The following is an 18,936-nucleotide window of genomic DNA, read 5'->3' as shown; positions in this document are numbered from 1 at the left end:
CCCTCACCACTTTTTCAGCTGCTGATAGACTAAGTGTTGCGGAAAGCCCATGACGGTGAAGTAGGAACCTTCTATACTGCTCACTCCAGTAAACCCTATCCATTCCTGAATTCCATAGGCGCCCGCCTTGTCGAATGGGGCGTAGTTTCGGACATAGTGCCAGATCTCCTCTTCGTCTAAAAATCGAAAAGTCACCTTGGCCTCATCTTCCAGCGTCACACTTTTTTTGTGATCCTTGATCGTCACCGCAGTCATCACCGTATGGCTCGTCCCAGATAGGCTTTTGATCATCTCAAAAGCTTCCTTTTCCGAATTGGGCTTCCCCAAAATACGGCCATTGACGATCACAACCGTGTCTGCCGTGATCAAGATCTCATCAGGAGCTAAGGGATCGGGATAGCCTTCGGCTTTCAGCCTGGACAGAAATGCTGCCGCATATTCGGCGGGAAGGTCTGCAGGTATAGTCTCGTCAATTGAGTTGACACGTACTTCAAACTCAAGTTCCAATCCTCTGAGAAGCGCCTGCCTGCGCGGGGAGTTCGAAGCCAGAATGATGCGTCTATCGCTTAGCTTGCTCAAAAAAGGCTTCATAATCGTATTCAAATTCTTCTTGTTTAATGCTTCCGAAAAGCAATCCTCCGAGTGCCTTCGGGTAAAAGTAAGTAGATTTTTGAGGCATCAATGCACCCGTTTTGCAAACGTCCAAAACTTGACTCATTTCAATCTCGCGGGTAATCATAGCGAAGCTTGCCTTACCGCTTCTTACCTCCCGCAGACACCTTGCAAAATTGCGCTCAAAGGCGAGCTGATCGGTTTTTCTTTGCTTTTCCAGATCCATCCCAAGGATTCTCCCAAACACAACGTCGTGCAAAATCACCAAATCCAAGCGTCTCAAGGCCTCCGGCAAATCAGGCCTCATCTCCTCAAATCGCTCCGGCTTGAATTTGACTACAAAGGACTGGTCCTGCAGGATCAATCCAAAGGACCACTTCCTCTGAAAGGTATAAGTGGCGAGTTCCTCGGCATCACCAAAGACCCGTATGTCAAACCATTCACGCAGTTTCCCCAAAAATAATTCCTCCGATAGTTCCATCCCATACAGCAATCTATGCGTGGGAAGAATCTTGAGGTGATTGCCATATGCATTGGTCAGGTACATCAAATGGTAATCCGAGCCTCTCCACTTAGCTGATGGAAAAGCATCCCTTTGCATCTTTCTATATTCTATGGCAGCCTCTAAGCGATGGTGCCCGTCCGCCAAAATCACCGTTTTTTGTTTTAGCACTTCCAAAAATCTAGAAATGACCTCCCTGTCATGGATGACGGCGACGACCTCTCGGACGCCTTGATAATCCTCCAGTTCGTAGAGGGGCGAAGCCATGGCCGCATCCATGTGGATCTCGAGTTCCTCGGATTCATCTTCATACAAGCCATGGGTGGGGCTTGCCTGAATTTCGGTAGCGCGCAGGAGGTCTATGCGATCATTCACCGAAGATACGATCGTGCTTTCATGGCGGAGGATTTCACGCTCATCCCAATCGTAGGCCTTGATATGCGCGATGAAACCCTTCCTACATCGTTCCTCTTGATCGCCAGGTAGACGAAAATACTGGTAGTAGACATAAATCCCCGGAAGTGGATCTTGTGCGATGATCCCTTGCGATTTCCAATTCGCCAAGGTTTGCCGGGCATTATCTGCAGGATTTTCACCTTGGGGAACGGACAGATGGATGCTGTTTAGGGGATTTTCATAGAGCAAGTCCCGTTGACGGGCTGAAACCACATCAAAGAGCGGAGCAGTCAAATCTTCCAGATTCTCGCTCAATCGCTCATTGTATCTCCATGCTTTGAGAGGTAGAATCTCCGCCATCAGATCAAACGGTGTTTCCATTTGGTACTCGGGAGCGACGGCAAAGGATGGCTTGGGTTGATGCGGTTTTCTTCTTTTTCGAAAAATACCACAGCCAAAGCCGCAAGCAGTTCCTCCTCCTCCGTTGTGAACGTTGGCTCCAACATTTCCGGCGTAAAATAAAGCTGCACAAATTTGGTGTTAAAATCCCCTGAAACGAAAGCCTCATGCTGAAGGGCAAATCGGCAGAACTCCAGTGTCGTTTGGATACCAGTGATTCGATAGTCATCTATCGCCCTTATCATCCGTTCTATGGCATCCTGCCGACTTTCCCCATGAGTAATCAGCTTGGCAATCATCGGATCGTAAAAGATTGGTATCTGCATTCCCTCTTCAAACCCATCGTCTACTCTGATGCCTGGACCCTGAGGGCGCCGATAGGTTACGAGCTTGCCGATGTCGGGGAGGAAATTGTTTTTTGGGTCTTCGGCATAGACCCGGATCTCCACCGCATGGCCATTGATTTTGAGATCTTCCTGGGCAAATGACAAAGGTTTGCCTTCCGCTATCAGGATCTGCTCCCGGACGAGGTCCTTTCCTGTGATCATCTCTGTCACGGGATGCTCGACCTGCAGGCGGGTATTCATTTCCAAAAAGTAAAAGTCCAGGTTTTCGTCCACAATGAACTCCACCGTCCCAGCACCATAGTAATCGCAGGCTTTTGCCACTCCCACTGCGGCCTCGCCCATAGCCTTTCGCATCTCGGGAGATACGACCGCCGACGGAGCTTCCTCGATTACCTTCTGATGGCGTCGCTGGATCGAACATTCCCTTTCAAAAAGGTATACGATGCTTCCATGCTGATCACCCAATACCTGAATCTCTATGTGCCGAGGAGAGGTGATATATTTTTCTATAAAAACGGCTCCATCCCCAAATGCGGATTGTGCCTCCGAAACGGCCCGCTGCATTTGCTCCTCAAATTCAACTTCTGATTCGACGATTCTCATCCCCTTGCCTCCCCCTCCAGCGGATGCTTTGATCAGGATGGGATAGCCAATTTCTTCGGCTCTCTTCTTGGCAGTGGAAATATCCGAAATTGCCTGCTCCGTCCCTGGAACCAATGGAATATTGTATCTCGCGACGGCCTGCTTAGCCGTCAGCTTCGATCCCATGATCTCGATGGACTTCGGTGAGGGCCCGACGAAAATCAATCCGGAATCTTTTACCAGTTTGGCAAATTCGGCGTTTTCCGACAGGAAGCCATAGCCGGGATGGATGGCGTCCACATCTAGCCTTTTGCAAACATTAACGATCTTGCTGCCCACCAGATAGGATTCCTTGGAAGGCGCCGGCCCCAAACATACTGCCTCGTCCGCAAACTTTACATGGGGTGAAAGACGGTCCGCTTCCGAAAAAACCGCAACGGTTGCAATCCCCATCTCACGCGCTGTCCGCATGATTCGCAAGGCGATCTCGCCACGGTTGGCCACCAGTAGTTTCTTGATTTTAGGCATGCTTTAGTTCATTTTCGCGGACGCATCCAAGGGTCTGAAGCGAAGTAAGGAAAATATTCCGAACTTTCTGGATTGGGTTTTTGATAAAAACAGTTTTTTGCTTCCGAGGCATAATAGTCTTATTTTTGGCGGATTTTAATGAAAAATCGACTTTCGCATAAACACTAAATTCAAACTGCTTTGGATCTATTTGCAAAATTAAGAACGAATATGGGCCCCTTGGGCAAACACTCTGAGTTTGCTGACGGCTATTGGTCATTTCCAAAACTCGAAGGAGAGATCGCTCCCCGGATGAGATTCAAGGGAAAGGAAGTTCTCACTTGGAGCTTAAACAACTACCTGGGACTTGCCAACCATCCTGAGGTGAGAAAGGCCGATGCTGACGCCGCTGCCAAGTGGGGAGCAGCCTATCCTATGGGAGCCCGTATGATGTCCGGACAAACCAACCTCCATGAGCAATTGGAGGACGAGCTCGCGGCATTCGTTGGCAAAGAAAAATCCTACCTTTTGAACTATGGCTACCAGGGAATCATGTCGGTGATCGACGCGATCCTCGATCGGAAAGACGTAGTCGTCTATGATTCCGAGTGTCATGCCTGTATCATCGATGCCTTGAGAATGCACCTTGGCAAGCGTTATGTATTCCCTCACAACGACATTGAAAGCTGCGAAAAACAGCTGGAAAGAGCTACTAAGCTTGCCGCAGAAACTGGCGGGGGCATCTTGGTAATTACTGAAGGTGTTTTCGGCATGACCGGAGATCAGGGAAAACTGAAGGAGATCGTCGAGTTGAAAAAGAAGTTTGAGTTTAGGATCCTGGTGGACGATGCACACGGTTTTGGAACTATGGGCAAAACCGGCGCAGGCACCGACGAAGAACAAGGCGTTCAAGACCAAATCGACCTGTACTTCTCCACTTTCGCCAAGTCCATGGCATCCATCGGAGCTTTTGTCGCGGGAGACGCCGACGTGATCTTGTATTTGAGATATAACATGAGATCGCAGATCTTCGCCAAATCCCTTCCAATGCTGCTCGTAGAGGGTGCACTGAAAAGACTGGAACTCTTGAGATCTCAGCCAGAACTTAAAAGCAATCTCTGGAAAATAGTCCATGCGCTGAGAGACGGGCTGCATGCGCATGGTTTCAGCACAGGGAAATCAAATTCCCCTGTGACACCTGTTGTACTCAACGGAACTGTAGGCGAAGCTGCGGCATTGTCTATGGACCTTCGCGAGAACTACGGCATCTTCTGTTCAGTGGTGATTTACCCGGTTGTACCTAAAGGAATGATTATCTTGAGATTAATTCCTACGGCAGTTCATACCCTCGAAGACGTGGAAGAAACCGTCACCGCTTTCGCGGCCGTGAAGGACAAATTGGATTCTGGCGTATACAAAAATTCTGAACTTGCTCTTTCGTTTGGCGAATAAAAAAAAAGGTAAAAAAAAAGGCCTCTGGATTGAATTGGTAAGTATTTGGGCTATATTGGATCAAAATAAACTTATCATCAACCTATAAAATAAACTTTTACTATGAGCAGATTTAGTGAAGTAAAGAATCTTGTAATGAGCCTTGAAGGTGATTTCGAAAAGTTCTATGACAAGGGAAATCAGGCAGCTGGCACCCGAGTTCGGAAGGGTATGCAGGAATTGAAAAACCTTGCACAGGAAATTCGTACTGAAGTTCAGGACAAGAAGAACGCCGGTTGATCCTAAAGAAAAAGAAAAAGGTGGCCTAAGCCACCTTTTTCTTTTTACAACATAAACTAAAGTGGAGCCTAAAACTCCACTTTATTGTTTTCCTGCTCCAGATCCGCCATTCTTCTGCTTGGATCTATCTGCACCGATTTTATTGTCTCAAAATTTCTGGCCAACACCAGCGTTTTTGTGGTGTCAGTCCAAGGCCAGGTTTCGGTGTGGATGCGCTCTGGCGCTCCCTTTTCAGGCTTCTTTCCGCCTCTCATGATCACTAGGGGTAAGTATATCATTTCAGAAGTACCATCCTTGTAGGTGATCACCAAGTCTATAGGCATGGGCACAAGCCCTATTCTTTGGAGCTTGATTTCGGTATTTTCACCGCTCGGACGCACTTCTGTGATTCCGTAGTCGATGGTTTTGGTGGTATACACGAAGTATTCTTTGTACCAATCCAGCTCCATACCACTTTCTTTTTCCATCACCCTGATGAAATCATTTACGTTGGGATGGTGAAACTTCCAGGTGTCAAAATAGCGCAGCATCCCTTTGTCTCTTGCCTCAGCGCCGATCACATATCCTAGCTGTTCCAAGAATACCGCTCCCTTTGAATAGGAAGAGGTGCCGTAGGAGGAGTTAAGTTGATAGTGGTCTGAATGCGTGGAAAGCGGCTCTTCAAATCCAGATTTGGCCAATTTGTAATAGCCCGCGTAGGAAGCCCTGTGGGGGTTGGGGCTCGGTTGGAAAATCGATGCCATAGCGAGGTTGGACGCGTAGCTGGTGAATCCCTCATCCATCCAGGGATAAAGCGACTCATTGGTAGCCAGGACTCCATGAAACCAGCTGTGTGCCAGCTCGTGAACCATCACTCCCACCAAGCTGCCGAGCGGGCGCTGACCGGTTACCAGCGTTGACATCGCATATTCCATTCCTCCGTCACCTCCCTGAATCACTGAAAACTGTCGATACGGATATTGTCCAAAGTGTTTGGAAAGGAAATCAATGGCTTTAGGAGTAAACTCCTTCAGTTTTTGCCAAGACTCAGTAGTCTTCTCGCCAGGAATATAAAGGTGGTGAACCGTGATACCATTTGGCATTTCCACCTTGTCGTGTTTGTAGTTTGGATCAGCAGCCCACATAAAATCATGTACCTTCGGAGCTACAAAGTGCCAGGTGAGTGTGTTTCCTTTTGGAGGGGCTACTTTGTCCCCCTCTCCCTCATAGCCATGACCAACTTCGACAGGATTTCTAACGTACCCAGTTCCACCTAAAACATAGGATTTATCAATCGTAATCTTGACGTCGAAATCACCCCATATGCCATAGAACTCACGACCTATATAGGGATTGGTATGCCATCCCTGCTCGTCATAGTTTGCCATCTTGGGATACCACTGCGACATGGAATAGCGGACGCCCTCGGCATTGTCCCGGCCGGATCGTCTAATCTGAAGCGGCACCTGCCCCTCAAATTCCATCTCGAAAGTCACCGTCGAATTGGGCAAAATAGGTTCGATCAAATCCACCTCAAGAATAGTCTCCACCTCAGTGAACTTCACGACTTTCCCGTTCATCTTTAGGCTTTTTGCATGCAGAAAGCCAATCTCGTCCGGTTTTAGTTTACTGATCCTATCCCCCACTCTCCGGTCTGGATCAGAGATGGTTCGCGACCGCACGTCCATCATACTTCCAGGCTGAAATGCATTGAAGTAAAGGTGATAGAACACTCGTTTCAGCGTATCCGGGGAATTGTTGGTGTATTCAAGTTTTTGTGAGCCAGTGTACTGGTTGGTCTGGACATCCATCTTGACCTCCATTTTGTAATCAACAGCCTGCTGAAAACGGCCTGTCTGGGCCGTAGCAGCAAATGTCGCTGCAAAAAGAAAAAGCCCTAAAAAAGGCTTTGTCATAGTGATGAGCATAGTAATAGATAATTTTTCAGCAAAGAAAACGAATAGCGGTCCTGTGCCCAAACCAGCTATATAAAAATCAGCACAGTGCGCCGCCACTCAGCTGAATGTCTTTCGTTGAATCGGCTGCAAAAAAAAGCGGCAGTAAACTGGAAAAGACCATTGCAGGTCTTAGCACCCTTAAGCCCTTTTGTTAAATCTATTGGATACTTAATGAAAGCTAGGAGTAAGCTAGCAATTGAGGTTGATGATAACCGGCTACGAGCTTGGCCTCAGCCATTAAACCCAACAGCCAATCCTGGGTAAAACTCTCCTGCCTCGCCCGACAAAAGATTGCATCTCTGGTCAAGCCCCACAGTTTATCCGCAACTTCAATGGACGATTCTAGATAATCACTCCAAATGGGAATAATAGCAGCCGCTATCCTAGTATTGAAGTGGTTCAACACTTCATCAAACAGCTCCACTTCCCGGTTTTTGACGAGCTGGATCTGAAAGAAAAAAACCTCCTTGTGGTCAAGAAAGAAATCCGGCTGGAAATCGCTGGCTTCCCGAATCTGATAAGTCAGGGAATCAAGACGGCTTAAGTGCTCGCTCATCAGCGCGTCGATGAAGCTTTCCCTATCCTTGAAAAAGTAATAGAAGCCGGACTTGTTTTTTTTCATGCTTCTGGCAATCCGTTCAATCTGAATAGATGAAAGACCTTCAGATGCAAAAATGCCGTATCCTTTATCTATCCAATTTTGTATGCTTCCCCGCTTCCCGTCGCTCTTTGTACCATAGTTTGTTTCAAAAGCTATCTTCATAAGATCCTGGTTGTTTCACACCAAACAAAAAAACATTACATTAAATGTATTAAATACATTTATAAATGTAGACAATTCTTTGGCCTGATCAACAGAATGCACTCCAAATATTTCGCCTCAGCAGGCAGATGGGAAATCACCGAAAATATAGGATCCTGAGTGAACGGTTTGCCTGCAATTGAAAAGCAGAGGAAAAAGTGGCTGATCGATGGTTAAAATCCGAAACTATAGCCTTCCCGCGATAGCTTGGAGTAGGTTTCCTGATTGAACTTGTACAGAAAAGAGCCCTTTTTTGATGTGGATTTATCCTTTTTGGTGAGTGGGATGAGAAGTCCCGACTTTAAAAGTTTCTTCCTGAAATTCCGGTTGTCGATCGGGTGGTCAAAGATCGCCTCATAGACCTTTAGCAGCTGCACCATCGTAAATTCTTGCGGCAAAAGCTCAAAGCCTATAGGTTTAAACCTGGCCCTTTCTCTCAAGTTTGAAATCGCCATTTCCACCATTTCCCTATGATCCAATACCAATTCCGGGATTGCGTCAATAGAAATCCACTTAGACTCATGAGTCCTCACATTGAATTCAAGATGGCTTTGGTCTACCCGGATCAGGCTCCAATAGGCAATAGAAACGACCCTACCTCCAGGATCCCTGTTTACTGCCCCGAAGCAATGCAACTGTTCCATATAGATATCCTCCAAGCCCGTCAACTCGAAAAGTATCCTCTCCGCAGCCTCATCTACAGACTCTTCAAAATTGACAAAAGATCCCAATAGCGACCAGCTGCCGGCTAGAGGTTCCACCTCCCGCTTAAAAATCAGCAGCTTCATCTTTGCGTCCTGGACACCAAAAATAATACAGTCTATCGCGATCAACAGGGGCTTTACGTCCTCGTAGAGAGGAGCAAGGTACAGGGTCATGAAAGTTTGATTTTGGGTTTGTTTGGCAAATTGAATGTATCTACTAAATATACGGTTTGATTTTTCTGATCCCAATTGGCCCGAAACCAAGACGAAGAAACACGCGAATTTCCACAGTCTTTTATGTCAATTTAACTTTCACTCTAGTCCTCCGGCTTTTTCCATCTTCAGTTTGGAAAAAAATCTCCGGAGCGTTCGTTGTGCACACGGTCCGGAGCAATTATTTTGAAGAAAATTTCGAAGATCTTGCCAAGACCTAAAATGGCGAACTTTGGGAACCTCGTCCATAAGCTAACTTTTAGCCCTTGAATCCATCGTCAAGCAAAATTTCTTGGAAGTCAGCCGCGGCTTTGGTCGTCGCCAATATGATCGGGACGGGTGTATTTACCAGTTTGGGCTTCCAGTTGGCGGAGGTTCAAAACACCTGGTCCATCCTGCTGCTTTGGCTTTTGGGGGGTGTGATGGCCCTCATTGGAGCTTTTGTGTATGCGGAACTGGGCACCCATTTTAGAAAAACAGGCGGAGATTACATTTTCCTTTCGGAGATTATCCATCCCGCATTTGGCTATAGCTATGCCTGGATCTCGCTGACTGTGGGCTTTTCTGCTCCTATTGCGATAGCGGCAATGGCGATGAACGAATACCTAAGCCCGATAACGAGTGGGAGTTCCTTCCCCGGATTGTTTTTTCTTCTCTTGGTACCGGTTGCCCACGTATTCTCCGTTCGTCGCTCCGCTGTCGTCCAAAATGCACTCACGCTGGTAAAAGTCGTTTTTCTGGTCTTACTGGTCGTCTTGGGACTATCACTTCCTACGGCAGTGGATGTTCCGGCGTTTGATTTTTCATCCTCTTGGCAAGGCGAGATATTCGTCCCTGGATTTGCCGTGTCGCTAGTGTATGTCTTCTACGCCTATACGGGGTGGAATTCAGCGGCGTACATTATTGAAGAGGTTGACAAGCCGGAGAAGAATCTGCCGAAAGCGTTGATCTGGGCCACTTTGTCAGTGATGGTTTTGTATGTTTTGTTTCAGCTGGTCATGCTCAAGCATGCGGCGGTCGATCAGCTTTCCGGCAAAGTTGAAGTAGCGGACATAGCATTTGGAAATCTTTTGGGGCCTACCGGCGCACTCCTTGTCAGTCTATTTATCGGCTTGCAACTGATCGCCACGATATCCGGATACGCATGGGTTGGCCCCAGGATTACCTATGCGATGGCGAGGGACTTTCGGCTTTGGCGGCCCTTGGCCAAAGTCAACTCGCAAGGGGTTCCAGTCCGTGCGATAGTGCTTAATACCGGCCTCAGTCTCGTCCTCTTTCTTTCGGGTTCCTTTGAACAGATTATGCTTTACGCGGGCTTTGTCCTCCAGCTCATGGGCACGGTCACCGTTTTTTCCTCGCTCCTGATCTCAAAGCAAAGTGGGTTTGTCAGTCCGATGAAGCCATGGATTCAATACATCTACCTGCTCTTCAGCACGGGGGTCTTGGTCTATCTATTCTGGGACCGGCCCTCGGAGAGCTTGGCGGGATTGGGCATAGTCGGACTAGGACTGTTCATCTACGCCTTAGACAAAAAATACTCAGCCATTTAGAAAGCAGCGCTTAAAAAAAGCCGTCCAAAATAAATACGATTAATCGGCACCTCCCAAGAGACGTCTGTGGTAGTTCACCTGACCCAGATGATAGTTAAAATGTCCGTAGAGATGAACCAGAAAATAGCCGATAGACATCTCATACCCAAAGAAGGCATGGACGGACTTCTCTGAAAGTCTACTGGAATCCAATCCGAGAAGCGAGGAGGAAATGATAGATTTGACTTCCTCTAATTCTTCCAATAGCGCCGCTCTGGATACTCCTTTAGCCGCAAACTCGCGATCTCTGTCACGCTCATATGGGATGTTTCCAAGGTCACTGCCGATGAATGTGCGCAGATTTCCAAACAAGTGCATGGCGAGGTTGCCTGCGGAGTTTGCGATTTCTTTGTCGATCACCCAAAGCTTGTTTTCTTCAGAGTAGGCGGACAATTCCACTCCAAGCCTTTCCAGGTCTCGCTGGAAAAGTCGGTTGAGTTCTTGCGTGTTCATTAGGATTGGCTTAGGAATTTCTGATAGGCATTTGCCATCTTGATATCGTATTTGTTTTGGGCATAGCCGGCTCCATTGTAACAGTTTGCAAACTTCGCCCAGTTTTTTGCCCTCAGATGCGCGATGCAACCAAAGGCTGTAATGTACCTTCCAAAGGCCTCGAGGTGGTTTCTTTCATGGACGTACATCTGGTCTGTAAACTCCTGGACAGAAGAGTAGCCGAGCTTCGCAGCATGATATCCCATGATTTGGTAGCTACCCCAAGAGGCCGAGGCCAATGCGGCCGTCTTTACCTTTGGGTCAGCCAAAATCCCCGCCGCTTTTTCCATCCGATCGTATTCCCGAGGTCCACCCACATAGTGTCCTTTCGTCCATCTCGGATAGAGTACATCGGCATTGGAAGCACTGGCCACGGATGAAGGATCTATGCCCGCTTTTTTCAACTGATCCCAAAAAACATGGCCTTCAAAAAGAATCTTGGGTCTACCATCCACGAAAAACCCTTTCCCGCTGCTTTCCACTTCGTTGACAGCTTTGACCGCGGCGAGCTCGATGTTGTGCTTCGTCGCAAAATCCTTCAAATCCTGTTCTGACAAAAATTTGTCTCCCAAAGCCTGGGCCGGCCTTGCCTTGTCAATGAGGATAGTCCAGGTCTTTATGCCCACCTCACCGTCCGACACCAAGTCATTTTTCAGCTGAAAATCCTTGACCGCGGCATCCGTCAAATCTCCAAAGTATCCCGTCGCCGGTATCTGATAGCCGAGCTTGACGAGTAGTTCCTGCAGGTAAGAGACCGATGGTCCTCTTGACTTCAATTTGATGGTTTGCATAGTGCCGGGATTAAAAATGAAAAGTACTTCAAGATACCTGAAGTACTTCACAAATACCACAACAATAGACTGAAAATCAGGACTCGATCACATTCTTGCGCTGCCCAAATTTGCTGGGTTTCTCAGGCTCAGCGCTGGCAGTAGGCTCAGTTTTGGAAGCCTCCGGTTTGGGTGTAGAATGCTTTTTCTGAGATTCGCCTCTTGGTCGAGATTCCTGCACTTGTGCTTGTTTTTCCCCAGACGGCTTGTGTCCTGGCTTCTTCTTTTTCTTCTTGTTCTTGGATTTGTTTCCAGCAGATGGAGAAGTGACAAAATCCGATGCTTTGGCTTTTTCGCCCAAATAAACCGGCCCGGCCTCAAATCCCTCGGGGAGCGGATTTTGGGTCACTTGCATGCCGATCAGCTTTTCAATTCTGACAAACTTATGCTGGTCTTTGGGATTGACGAAGGTGATCGCTTCACCCTCCTTGTCGGCGCGGGCGGTTCGCCCTACCCGGTGCACATAATCCTCCGGATCACTCGGCGTGTCAAAATTGATGACCAATTCTATGCCCACCACATCGATGCCGCGGGAGATGATGTCAGTTCCTATCAGGATCTTTACCGCTTTATTTTTGAAGTCCGACATGATCTTTTCCCGCTCTACCTGCTCCAGATCGGAGTGGAACGCCTCGATGTCAAACTGCTTTCGGAGTACCTTATAGAGCGCTTTCACCTTGTCTTTGGTTGAAGCGAAGATGATCACAGCCTCGTAAGCTTTTTGGGACAGGATATGGCGAACGAGTTCTTCTTTTTGGCCATCGTAGACGGAGTACATGGACTGGGTCACTCCCTCTGCGGTCTTGCCGATCGCGATGGAAATCTCCTCCGGATTTCGGAGAATCTTCATGCTGAACTGCCTGATCTTCGGTGGCATGGTCGCCGAAAAGAGTACAGTCTGCCGATTTTGGGGAAGGTAGTTGACGATCTTGAGGATATCGTCGGAAAATCCCATATCCATCATTCGGTCGGCCTCGTCCAGAATCAGATGTTCCAGCGAACTCAAGTCCATTTTTCCTCCCGCCAGCAAGGCAATGAGACGTCCGGGAGTCGCTACGACGATCTCGGCTCCAGTCTCCAGCGCTTTTTTTTGTTGCTCCCACACGACGCCGTCGCCTCCGCCATAGATCGGCACGGAACTGACGCCGAGAAAATAAGAAAAGCCTTGTATCTGTTGGTCGATCTGAATGGCCAGCTCACGTGTCGGAGCCAAAATCAGTGTATTCAACGTGCTGGAACCTGACTTCGAGATTTTGTTGAGTATGGGAAGCACGAATGCTGCAGTCTTGCCTGTTCCGGTCTGTGCGCAGGCAATCAGGTCCCTGCCTTCAAGTATTACCGGGATTGCCATCTCTTGGATGGGTGTCGGGCGGTCAAAGCCCATAGCGTCGAGCCCGTCCTGAAGCGAGGGCTCAAAATTGAATGATGTAAAACTCAAACTAGTGGTGATTTATAAACAGAAATGGTCTTCAAAGCAGATGACCTTTTCAAATATACGCCCTTAAAGCATAGAAAGCCAATCGGTAGCCAATGTGTCGTCAGCCGATCTGTTGAAAACAATTGATTTAGCAACAGTCCTAGGTTTATCTTATATTACTAAACAAACCACTTCGCACAAGAATGATCGCGCAATTTCGACTTGTTGGCTTTATCACCTGCATCTTGCTGGTGATCTGCAGCTTTTCCAAGGCACAAAATTTTCAGCTCAAGGGCCGCATTCTTGACTTTGACACCAAGGAATACCTTGAAGGTGCCGCTGTGAGTCTAAGAAATTCCACCTTTGCAGATTTCACCGACGGAGCGGGAAACTTTGAGATCAAAGATGTCGCTACGGAAAAATATGTGCTGGTCGTCACCGCCTCCGGATACAATACATTTGAAAAAACAATTCAGCTTCAGGCCGACTTGGACCTGGGAAATCTGTATCTGGTCAAGTATGGCAGTGAAGGTACAGGCGCAGCTTTGCAAAAGACCATCCGCGCAACCAACGTCAGTCGCCTTCTGGTCGAGCGACCCAATCTGATGGGAAATGCCATCTATGGAATTCCCCCAGAGCCCAAGAAAGTGGAAGGAAATTTCTACCTCGACAATAAATGGAATGTGGCCTCTATCCTACTCTATCGTGAGCAAACGGTCTTGGAGGGATTTCGTGTTAGGTACAACATCAACTCCAATACCTTTGAACTGATGGAGCCGGAGAAGAACCTGGTCACCACGATGCCCGGCCTCCGGATTCAGAACATCGTGTGGATGGACAGCACCTACAAAGTCCCGAGGTATTTCGTCAACGGCATGGATTTCAGAGACGAAGGCGTGCCTATTTCCGGCTTTTTCGAAGTGATCGTGGAAGGCCAGTTGCCGCTGATGCGTAGGACGATTGCCGTGTTTAAAGAATCCAACTACAATACAGCCCTGATGGTAGGCAACCGCAATGATCAGATCATCAAACGGAATGTCTACTATTATTTGAAAGGAAAAGACTTGTTTGAAGTGCCCAAAAAACGCAAAGACCTATTTCCGATATTTGGGGAAAAGGCGGAGGAAATGGAAAACTTTGTCTCCACGAATGAGATTGATCTGAAAAAGACCGGCTCCATCTTCCAGCTCTTCACTTATTACAATTCCCTGTTTCCCGGCTTTATTCCAATTATGGATCAACTTCTGGGTGAAAATGATCAATAGCATTTCCCTCTACTTTGCATAAGTTTAGATTTGACAGTCGATGAAGGGCTAATATCAAATGTCCTCGACCGCCCATAGCAGGTTCGCTTGAAATTCATTTCCGAATTGATTAAGTACATGCCCTCAAAGCCCCTGAAGATTCGAAAACAAGTTGACTTATCAAGAGTTGCATTGAAAACCCACCGACAGATCATGAAAAAACTTCACCTCTTAGCATTTCTTTTTCTCTCCTATAGCTCCTTGGGGCAAGGTCTCCCCGGCCTGGGCGCGGGCACGATAGGTACCAACAAGCCCATACTTCACGGCAAAAACTGGGTCGCTATCACTGGCAAACCACTGGCGGCAACAGCCGGGGCACAGATCTTCCAGCAAGGAGGCAACGCCGTGGATGCCGCTTGCGCCATGATCGCCGCTACTTCCACCATGTGGGACGTGCTCTCTTGGGGAGGCGAAACCCAAGCACTTATTTACCATCCTGGGGAAAAAAAGGTCATCGCCATCAATGCGCTGGGCTATGCGCCTACTGGCGCAACAGTGGATTTTTACAAATCGCAAGGAATGGCCTACCCGCCCGAATATGGCCCCCTCGCAGCCACTACTCCCGGTACACCCGGGGGCATCATGACGATGCTGGCAGAGTATGGAAGCCTGAGCCTGGAGCAGGTACTGAAACCTGCCATGGACCTCGCCAAAGGCTATCCGATAGAAGCACAGACGGCAAACGCCATCGAAGGCCAAAAAGCCAGAATCAAGGAATGGCCTTATTCCAAAAAGATATTCCTGACCCATTTGGGTGAAAAAAGGGAAGCTCCAGAGGCGGGGGAAATCTTTGTACAGGAGGATCTATACCAAACGCTGGCCAAGCTGGTGGTCACGGAGCAAGAAGCATTAAAGGCTGGAAAGTCCCGAAAGGAAGCGATCTACGCCGCCTACGACCGATTTTATAAGGGTGACATCGCCAAAGAGATCGTACGTGGGACTCGAGAACAGGGCGGGCTCTTCACCGAGTCGGATCTGGCTACTTGGAAAGTGAAGATCGAGGAGCCGCTACATGTCAACTACAAAGGAATCGACGTCTACAAGTTGCAGGAATGGACGCAGGGCCCCGCACTGCTTCAGTCTCTGAACATCCTGGAAAACTTTGACCTGAAAGCGATGGGCTACAACTCCGCCAACTATATCCACACGGTATATCAGGCGATGAGCCTGGCCTTTGCAGACAGGGATTTCTACTACGGTGATCCTGCTTTTGTCAAATCACCGATGAAGGGCTTGCTGTCCAAAGAATACGCCAAGGAAAGAGCGAAGCTGATCGGCTCCATGAATGATCCCAAGATCGGTGCGGGCGACCCCTATCCTTTCCAAGGGGAAACCAATCCTCACGCAGACCTATTGAAAAAGAATCAGCTCGCCCTAGCTTCAGCGGATCCAAGAGAGCTGCCGTCGGAAGTTGATGAGAAATTCCTGAGCGAATTCCAAAGCGGCACGACTTCCGTGCAGACTGCCGATGCGGAGGGATGGCTCGTGTCGGTAACCCCTAGCGGAGGCTGGGTTCCCGCCGTGATCGCGGGTAACACCGGGGTTGGCCTTTCTCAGCGCATGCAGAGCTTCGTCTTGGATGAAAGCCTGAATCCCTACAACCTGCCCGAACCCGGTAAGCGGCCCCGCGTGACCTTGACCCCAAGCTTGGCACTGAAGGACGGCAAACCACTTTTGGCCTTCTCCGTACAGGGAGGCGATTCCCAAGACCAAAACCTGCTCCAATTTTTCCTCAATGTCGTCGAGTTTGACATGAACGTGCAGGAAGCCGTCGAAGCCGCCAACTTCAATTCCTACCAGATGCAGAGCTCCTTTGGCGCGCACGAGATCAAGCCTGGAGGAATCACGCTCCGACAGGACACCCCGGATTGGGTACGTAGTGAGCTGCTCAAGCGGGGTTATTCCATGGATTTCTGGACCAAAACCTCCGGTCCCATCACCGCCATTTGGCTGGACTGGAAGCACGGTACCCTCTGGGGCGGCGCCAGCAACTACGGCGACGACTACGGGATTGCTTGGTGATGGAGTCGACAGTGTTCAATCACTATCTTGTGTCAGGTTGAGCGGAGTCGAAACCTTTTTCAGATTGCAGTTTCCATCTGCCGGAGATCGACACTTTGGGTTTGTGTCTTCGTTCCGTCGTATTGTTATCCTCGGGTTGGATTCGACAAGTTCAGCCACGACCCGCGGTTATTGAAAGATTTGACCCCTGTCGGGCTCTGATTTCCAAGTGAGAATCTATTATTAACTCTAGACAAAGGACTCAATTGCAGCCGATATCTGTAGACGATTCCACAAACAGTACTTTCTAGACTTTATCCTGAAGATAAAAAGACTAAAGCGAGTTGGGGCAACCCACACCGGTTTACCAGGCCTGAAACTTATCATATCCAAGCTGTAAGAACTAATCCCCAAGAAAAAAAGACAGCATCGAGAAGATTCCCGATGCTGTCTAAAACTTTCCCCAAAAGGCCCAGTGGCCAATCCGGGATTTATGATCTAGCCATCACTTTTTGATCAATCGCTTGGTCATCACCAAATCTCCCATTTTCACCTGTACTGTGTAGAGGCCAGCTGCCAGTCCGTCCAAGTTGAAGGTTTGTGTGAAGCTGTCTTCTCGGTAGGCTTCATTTTCGGCCACCAGTCTGCCAATCGCATCGTAGATTCTGATCACAACCGTTGCCTCCCGGTCCATATCTACCATCACATTGGTTTCACGATGTGCCGGGTTTGGATATAGGAAGAATTCTCCAGGCTTCAGCTCTCTGCTCAGCTTGATCTCTCTACTGATCGTCTGGCCCGCTCTATCGATACTGAATACGTTGAAAGTCAACTGCATTGGAACGGTGGTCCCTCTCCAGATCAGCTTGTCGCCATCCAGGATCAGATCAGGATGTTCTTCCATTTCGTAGGTATGGATGTTGTCCACAGGATCGACGGTGCTCAGGCTTCCTATCAATTCACCGGATTGGAATTCGCTGGTCAACTTATCGTTACTAATGGTGATGTCCAGCGCATGTGGTTTGTCGAGGACAAGAACTTTTACGGAAATCGGCTCTTCCAACATAAACGACTCGTTCTCTTCAACATCAACTTGCAATTCATAGAAGCCTGCTTTTAGAGGATTGTATGTTTCAGCAGAAATGTTCAACTCGATTTTCTTACGGTTAAACCATGTTTCACTTTGAGCAGCAATCTTCTCATTTATCACTTCAAGTGGAGTGTTCCATGGAACGGTAATCAATTCGGTCTCTTTGTCCATTCGGTAGGAAATACTGCAATCCCCCACGTATGAACCCGGACTACCGGACAGTAAGGCATCGACTGCATTATAGCTTACACAGATTGTCTTACGTTTTCCGTTAGGAGTCACGTGGCAGACGGCAACTTTATTTTGACCCTCTTTACCACAAGAGGCTTCGACGGAAATTACTTTGGAGAAGATCTTATTTCCAACACAGTTACCATTCACTATCAACTCAACCATATATTCTTTTACAAAGTCGCCATTTGCAATAATCGTATAAGCTGAACTAGTAGCACCTGAAATCAAGGTAAAAGAGCCTCCGATGTTTCTTGAATACCACTTATAGGCGACTCCCGAATAGCTGGAAGGCTGATAAGTAGCGGTCAATACAGTGCTGGAAGATAATCCCATGGAAGAGTGTGCTCCGTCAAATATGACCACATTTCCATTTCCATTTGGAGCGACACTTGAGGTGATAGAAGCTTGTAGTACCGTCAATTGAGCATTTGAATTTGTCTGGGATCCGGTGAGATTTCCGGAATTCGGAACGAACTCAGCTGAAATATTATAGGTGGCTCCAAGTGGTAAATTTATGGAGAATGTACCTGAGAATATTCCACCACTTACCGAAGCTGCAGCTACTGTTCCAATCGTTGTGCTGCCATTTTTGAAGCTGACTAGTCCTCCAAAATTATTAACACTTGCTTGGATTGATGGGTTAACGGTGTTCACCGTTGCAGTTAAAGTTACTTGGCCACCATCACAATTGGCAATTGAATTTGCAAGAGTAATTGTGGTTGAGGCTTTAGTGATCTCCAGGCTGCCTTCCACAAAGCTCAGGTCATAGTTGGCGCTCAAGGCCAAAGTGCCCTGCGTGATTGCGTAGTTGCCCACGTCCTCGCCCGCGTCCCTGCCGAGCGCCCCCGTGAACGCGTCGCTGAACGCCAGTGAACCGGAGGTGACCTGGTAGGTCAAGGCTGGATCCGCTTCGCCGTATACCTTGGTCTGGTCGTCGGCGGTCACCTCGATCTCGCGTACCGTGATCTCCAGATTGCCTTCCACAAAGCTCAGGTCATAGTTGGCGCTCAAGGCCAAAGTGCCCTGCGTGATTGCGTAGTTGCCCACGTCCTCGCCGGAATCCCTGCCGAGCGCCCCGGTGAACGCATCGCTGAACGCCAGGCTTCCCGAAGTAATCTGATAGGTCAAGGCTGGATCCGCTTCGCCGTATACCTTGGTCTGGTCGTCCGCGGTCACCTCGATCGCCCTTTCTGTGATCTCCAGATTGCCTTCCACAAAGCTCAGGTCATAGTTGGCGCTCAAGGCCA

At 48.4% G+C, this 18,936-nt stretch carries 15 protein-coding genes; 5 read left to right on the top strand and 10 right to left on the bottom strand.

What is annotated here, in order from left to right; genetic code table 11:
• Positions 1 to 3 precede the first annotated feature (3 nt).
• Genes J0A67_RS07320 through J0A67_RS07310 form a run of 3 tightly spaced genes read right to left on the bottom strand, consistent with a single transcriptional unit; the run spans position 4 to position 3,366 of the window.
• Positions 4 to 591: a Maf family nucleotide pyrophosphatase gene (locus J0A67_RS07320; RefSeq protein ID WP_206568662.1), complete on the bottom strand. Its 588-nt coding sequence runs from the start codon at positions 589 to 591 to the stop codon at positions 4 to 6.
• Positions 560 to 1,891 (bottom strand): DUF1015 domain-containing protein, encoded by a 1,332-nt coding sequence (locus tag J0A67_RS07315; RefSeq protein WP_317195053.1) that lies wholly within the window; start codon positions 1,889 to 1,891, stop codon positions 560 to 562. The genes J0A67_RS07320 and J0A67_RS07315 overlap by 32 nt, the downstream gene beginning before the upstream one ends.
• Positions 1,870 to 3,366: an acetyl-CoA carboxylase biotin carboxylase subunit gene (locus tag J0A67_RS07310; protein WP_206568661.1), complete on the bottom strand. Its 1,497-nt coding sequence runs from the start codon at positions 3,364 to 3,366 to the stop codon at positions 1,870 to 1,872. Before J0A67_RS07310 ends, J0A67_RS07315 begins: the two co-directional genes overlap by 22 nt.
• A gap of 180 nt (positions 3,367 to 3,546) precedes the next feature.
• Here J0A67_RS07310 and J0A67_RS07305 point away from each other — a divergent pair, with 180 nt between their 5' ends.
• Positions 3,547 to 4,797: an aminotransferase class I/II-fold pyridoxal phosphate-dependent enzyme gene (locus J0A67_RS07305; RefSeq protein WP_206568660.1), complete on the top strand. Its 1,251-nt coding sequence runs from the start codon at positions 3,547 to 3,549 to the stop codon at positions 4,795 to 4,797.
• Positions 4,798 to 4,899: 102 nt separating this feature from the next.
• Positions 4,900 to 5,076, top strand: a complete 177-nt coding sequence (locus tag J0A67_RS07300) for a BF3379 family histone-like protein (protein ID WP_206568659.1) — start codon at positions 4,900 to 4,902, stop codon at positions 5,074 to 5,076.
• 68 nt (positions 5,077 to 5,144) lie between these two features.
• Here J0A67_RS07300 and J0A67_RS07295 read toward each other — a convergent pair whose 3' ends face one another.
• From J0A67_RS07295 to J0A67_RS07285, 3 genes are all read right to left on the bottom strand, one after another.
• Entirely contained in the window at positions 5,145 to 6,983 is a 1,839-nt protein-coding gene (locus J0A67_RS07295) for a M1 family metallopeptidase (RefSeq protein ID WP_206568658.1), read from the bottom strand.
• A 208-nt stretch (positions 6,984 to 7,191) separates the two neighbouring features.
• Positions 7,192 to 7,776, bottom strand: coding sequence for a TetR/AcrR family transcriptional regulator (locus J0A67_RS07290; RefSeq protein WP_206568657.1), 585 nt, complete (start codon positions 7,774 to 7,776; stop codon positions 7,192 to 7,194).
• A gap of 212 nt (positions 7,777 to 7,988) precedes the next feature.
• Positions 7,989 to 8,693: an NUDIX hydrolase gene (locus J0A67_RS07285; protein ID WP_206568656.1), complete on the bottom strand. Its 705-nt coding sequence runs from the start codon at positions 8,691 to 8,693 to the stop codon at positions 7,989 to 7,991.
• 305 nt (positions 8,694 to 8,998) lie between these two features.
• On the opposite strand from J0A67_RS07285, the gene J0A67_RS07280 reads away from it, so the two are divergent.
• Positions 8,999 to 10,282, top strand: coding sequence for an APC family permease (locus tag J0A67_RS07280; RefSeq protein WP_206568655.1), 1,284 nt, complete (start codon positions 8,999 to 9,001; stop codon positions 10,280 to 10,282).
• A 39-nt stretch (positions 10,283 to 10,321) separates the two neighbouring features.
• Here the strand turns inward: J0A67_RS07280 and J0A67_RS07275 are convergent, their stop codons facing one another.
• The 3 genes from J0A67_RS07275 to J0A67_RS07265 form a co-directional block, all read right to left on the bottom strand.
• Complete coding sequence (locus J0A67_RS07275; protein WP_206568654.1) at positions 10,322 to 10,774, bottom strand: DUF1572 family protein; 453 nt, start codon at positions 10,772 to 10,774, stop codon at positions 10,322 to 10,324.
• Positions 10,774 to 11,604 carry an N-acetylmuramidase domain-containing protein gene (locus J0A67_RS07270; protein WP_206568653.1) on the bottom strand — a complete coding sequence of 277 codons (831 nt, stop codon included), beginning with the start codon at positions 11,602 to 11,604 and terminating at the stop codon, positions 10,774 to 10,776. The genes J0A67_RS07275 and J0A67_RS07270 overlap by 1 nt, the downstream gene beginning before the upstream one ends.
• 76 nt (positions 11,605 to 11,680) lie before the next feature.
• A complete protein-coding gene (locus tag J0A67_RS07265; RefSeq protein ID WP_206568652.1) occupies positions 11,681 to 13,081 on the bottom strand; it encodes a DEAD/DEAH box helicase in 1,401 nt (466 codons plus the stop codon).
• A gap of 182 nt (positions 13,082 to 13,263) precedes the next feature.
• On the opposite strand from J0A67_RS07265, the gene J0A67_RS07260 reads away from it, so the two are divergent.
• Both J0A67_RS07260 and J0A67_RS07255 read left to right on the top strand, forming a co-directional pair.
• Positions 13,264 to 14,325: a carboxypeptidase-like regulatory domain-containing protein gene (locus J0A67_RS07260; RefSeq protein WP_206568651.1), complete on the top strand. Its 1,062-nt coding sequence runs from the start codon at positions 13,264 to 13,266 to the stop codon at positions 14,323 to 14,325.
• 192 nt (positions 14,326 to 14,517) lie between these two features.
• Positions 14,518 to 16,386, top strand: coding sequence for a gamma-glutamyltransferase family protein (locus tag J0A67_RS07255; protein ID WP_206568650.1), 1,869 nt, complete (start codon positions 14,518 to 14,520; stop codon positions 16,384 to 16,386).
• 484 nt (positions 16,387 to 16,870) lie between these two features.
• On the opposite strand, the gene J0A67_RS07250 is transcribed toward J0A67_RS07255, so the two are convergent.
• Positions 16,871 to 18,936, bottom strand: a 2,066-nt coding sequence (locus J0A67_RS07250) for an MBG domain-containing protein (protein ID WP_206568649.1), incomplete at its 5' end; no start/stop codon positions are given.

Origin of the sequence: Algoriphagus aestuariicola (assembly GCF_017254835.1) — a bacterium.
Taxonomy (GTDB): Bacteria; Bacteroidota; Bacteroidia; order Cytophagales; family Cyclobacteriaceae; genus Algoriphagus; species Algoriphagus aestuariicola.
This window is presented reverse-complemented; position numbering and strand designations above follow the sequence as displayed.

Bases quoted from the DNA above. Each gene is read 5' to 3' on its own strand.
- J0A67_RS07320 (WP_206568662.1), bottom strand. From the start codon at position 591: ATGAAGCCTTTTTTGAGCAAGCTAAGCGATAGACGCATCATTCTGGCT.
- J0A67_RS07315 (WP_317195053.1), bottom strand. From the start codon at position 1,891: ATGGAAACACCGTTTGATCTGATGGCGGAGATTCTACCTCTCAAAGCA.
- J0A67_RS07310 (WP_206568661.1), bottom strand. From the start codon at position 3,366: ATGCCTAAAATCAAGAAACTACTGGTGGCCAACCGTGGCGAGATCGCC.
- J0A67_RS07300 (WP_206568659.1), top strand. From the start codon at position 4,900: ATGAGCAGATTTAGTGAAGTAAAGAATCTTGTAATGAGCCTTGAAGGT.
- J0A67_RS07295 (WP_206568658.1), bottom strand. From the start codon at position 6,983: ATGCTCATCACTATGACAAAGCCTTTTTTAGGGCTTTTTCTTTTTGCA.
- J0A67_RS07290 (WP_206568657.1), bottom strand. From the start codon at position 7,776: ATGAAGATAGCTTTTGAAACAAACTATGGTACAAAGAGCGACGGGAAG.
- J0A67_RS07285 (WP_206568656.1), bottom strand. From the start codon at position 8,693: ATGACCCTGTACCTTGCTCCTCTCTACGAGGACGTAAAGCCCCTGTTG.
- J0A67_RS07275 (WP_206568654.1), bottom strand. From the start codon at position 10,774: ATGAACACGCAAGAACTCAACCGACTTTTCCAGCGAGACCTGGAAAGG.
- J0A67_RS07270 (WP_206568653.1), bottom strand. From the start codon at position 11,604: ATGCAAACCATCAAATTGAAGTCAAGAGGACCATCGGTCTCTTACCTG.
- J0A67_RS07260 (WP_206568651.1), top strand. From the start codon at position 13,264: ATGATCGCGCAATTTCGACTTGTTGGCTTTATCACCTGCATCTTGCTG.
- J0A67_RS07255 (WP_206568650.1), top strand. From the start codon at position 14,518: ATGAAAAAACTTCACCTCTTAGCATTTCTTTTTCTCTCCTATAGCTCC.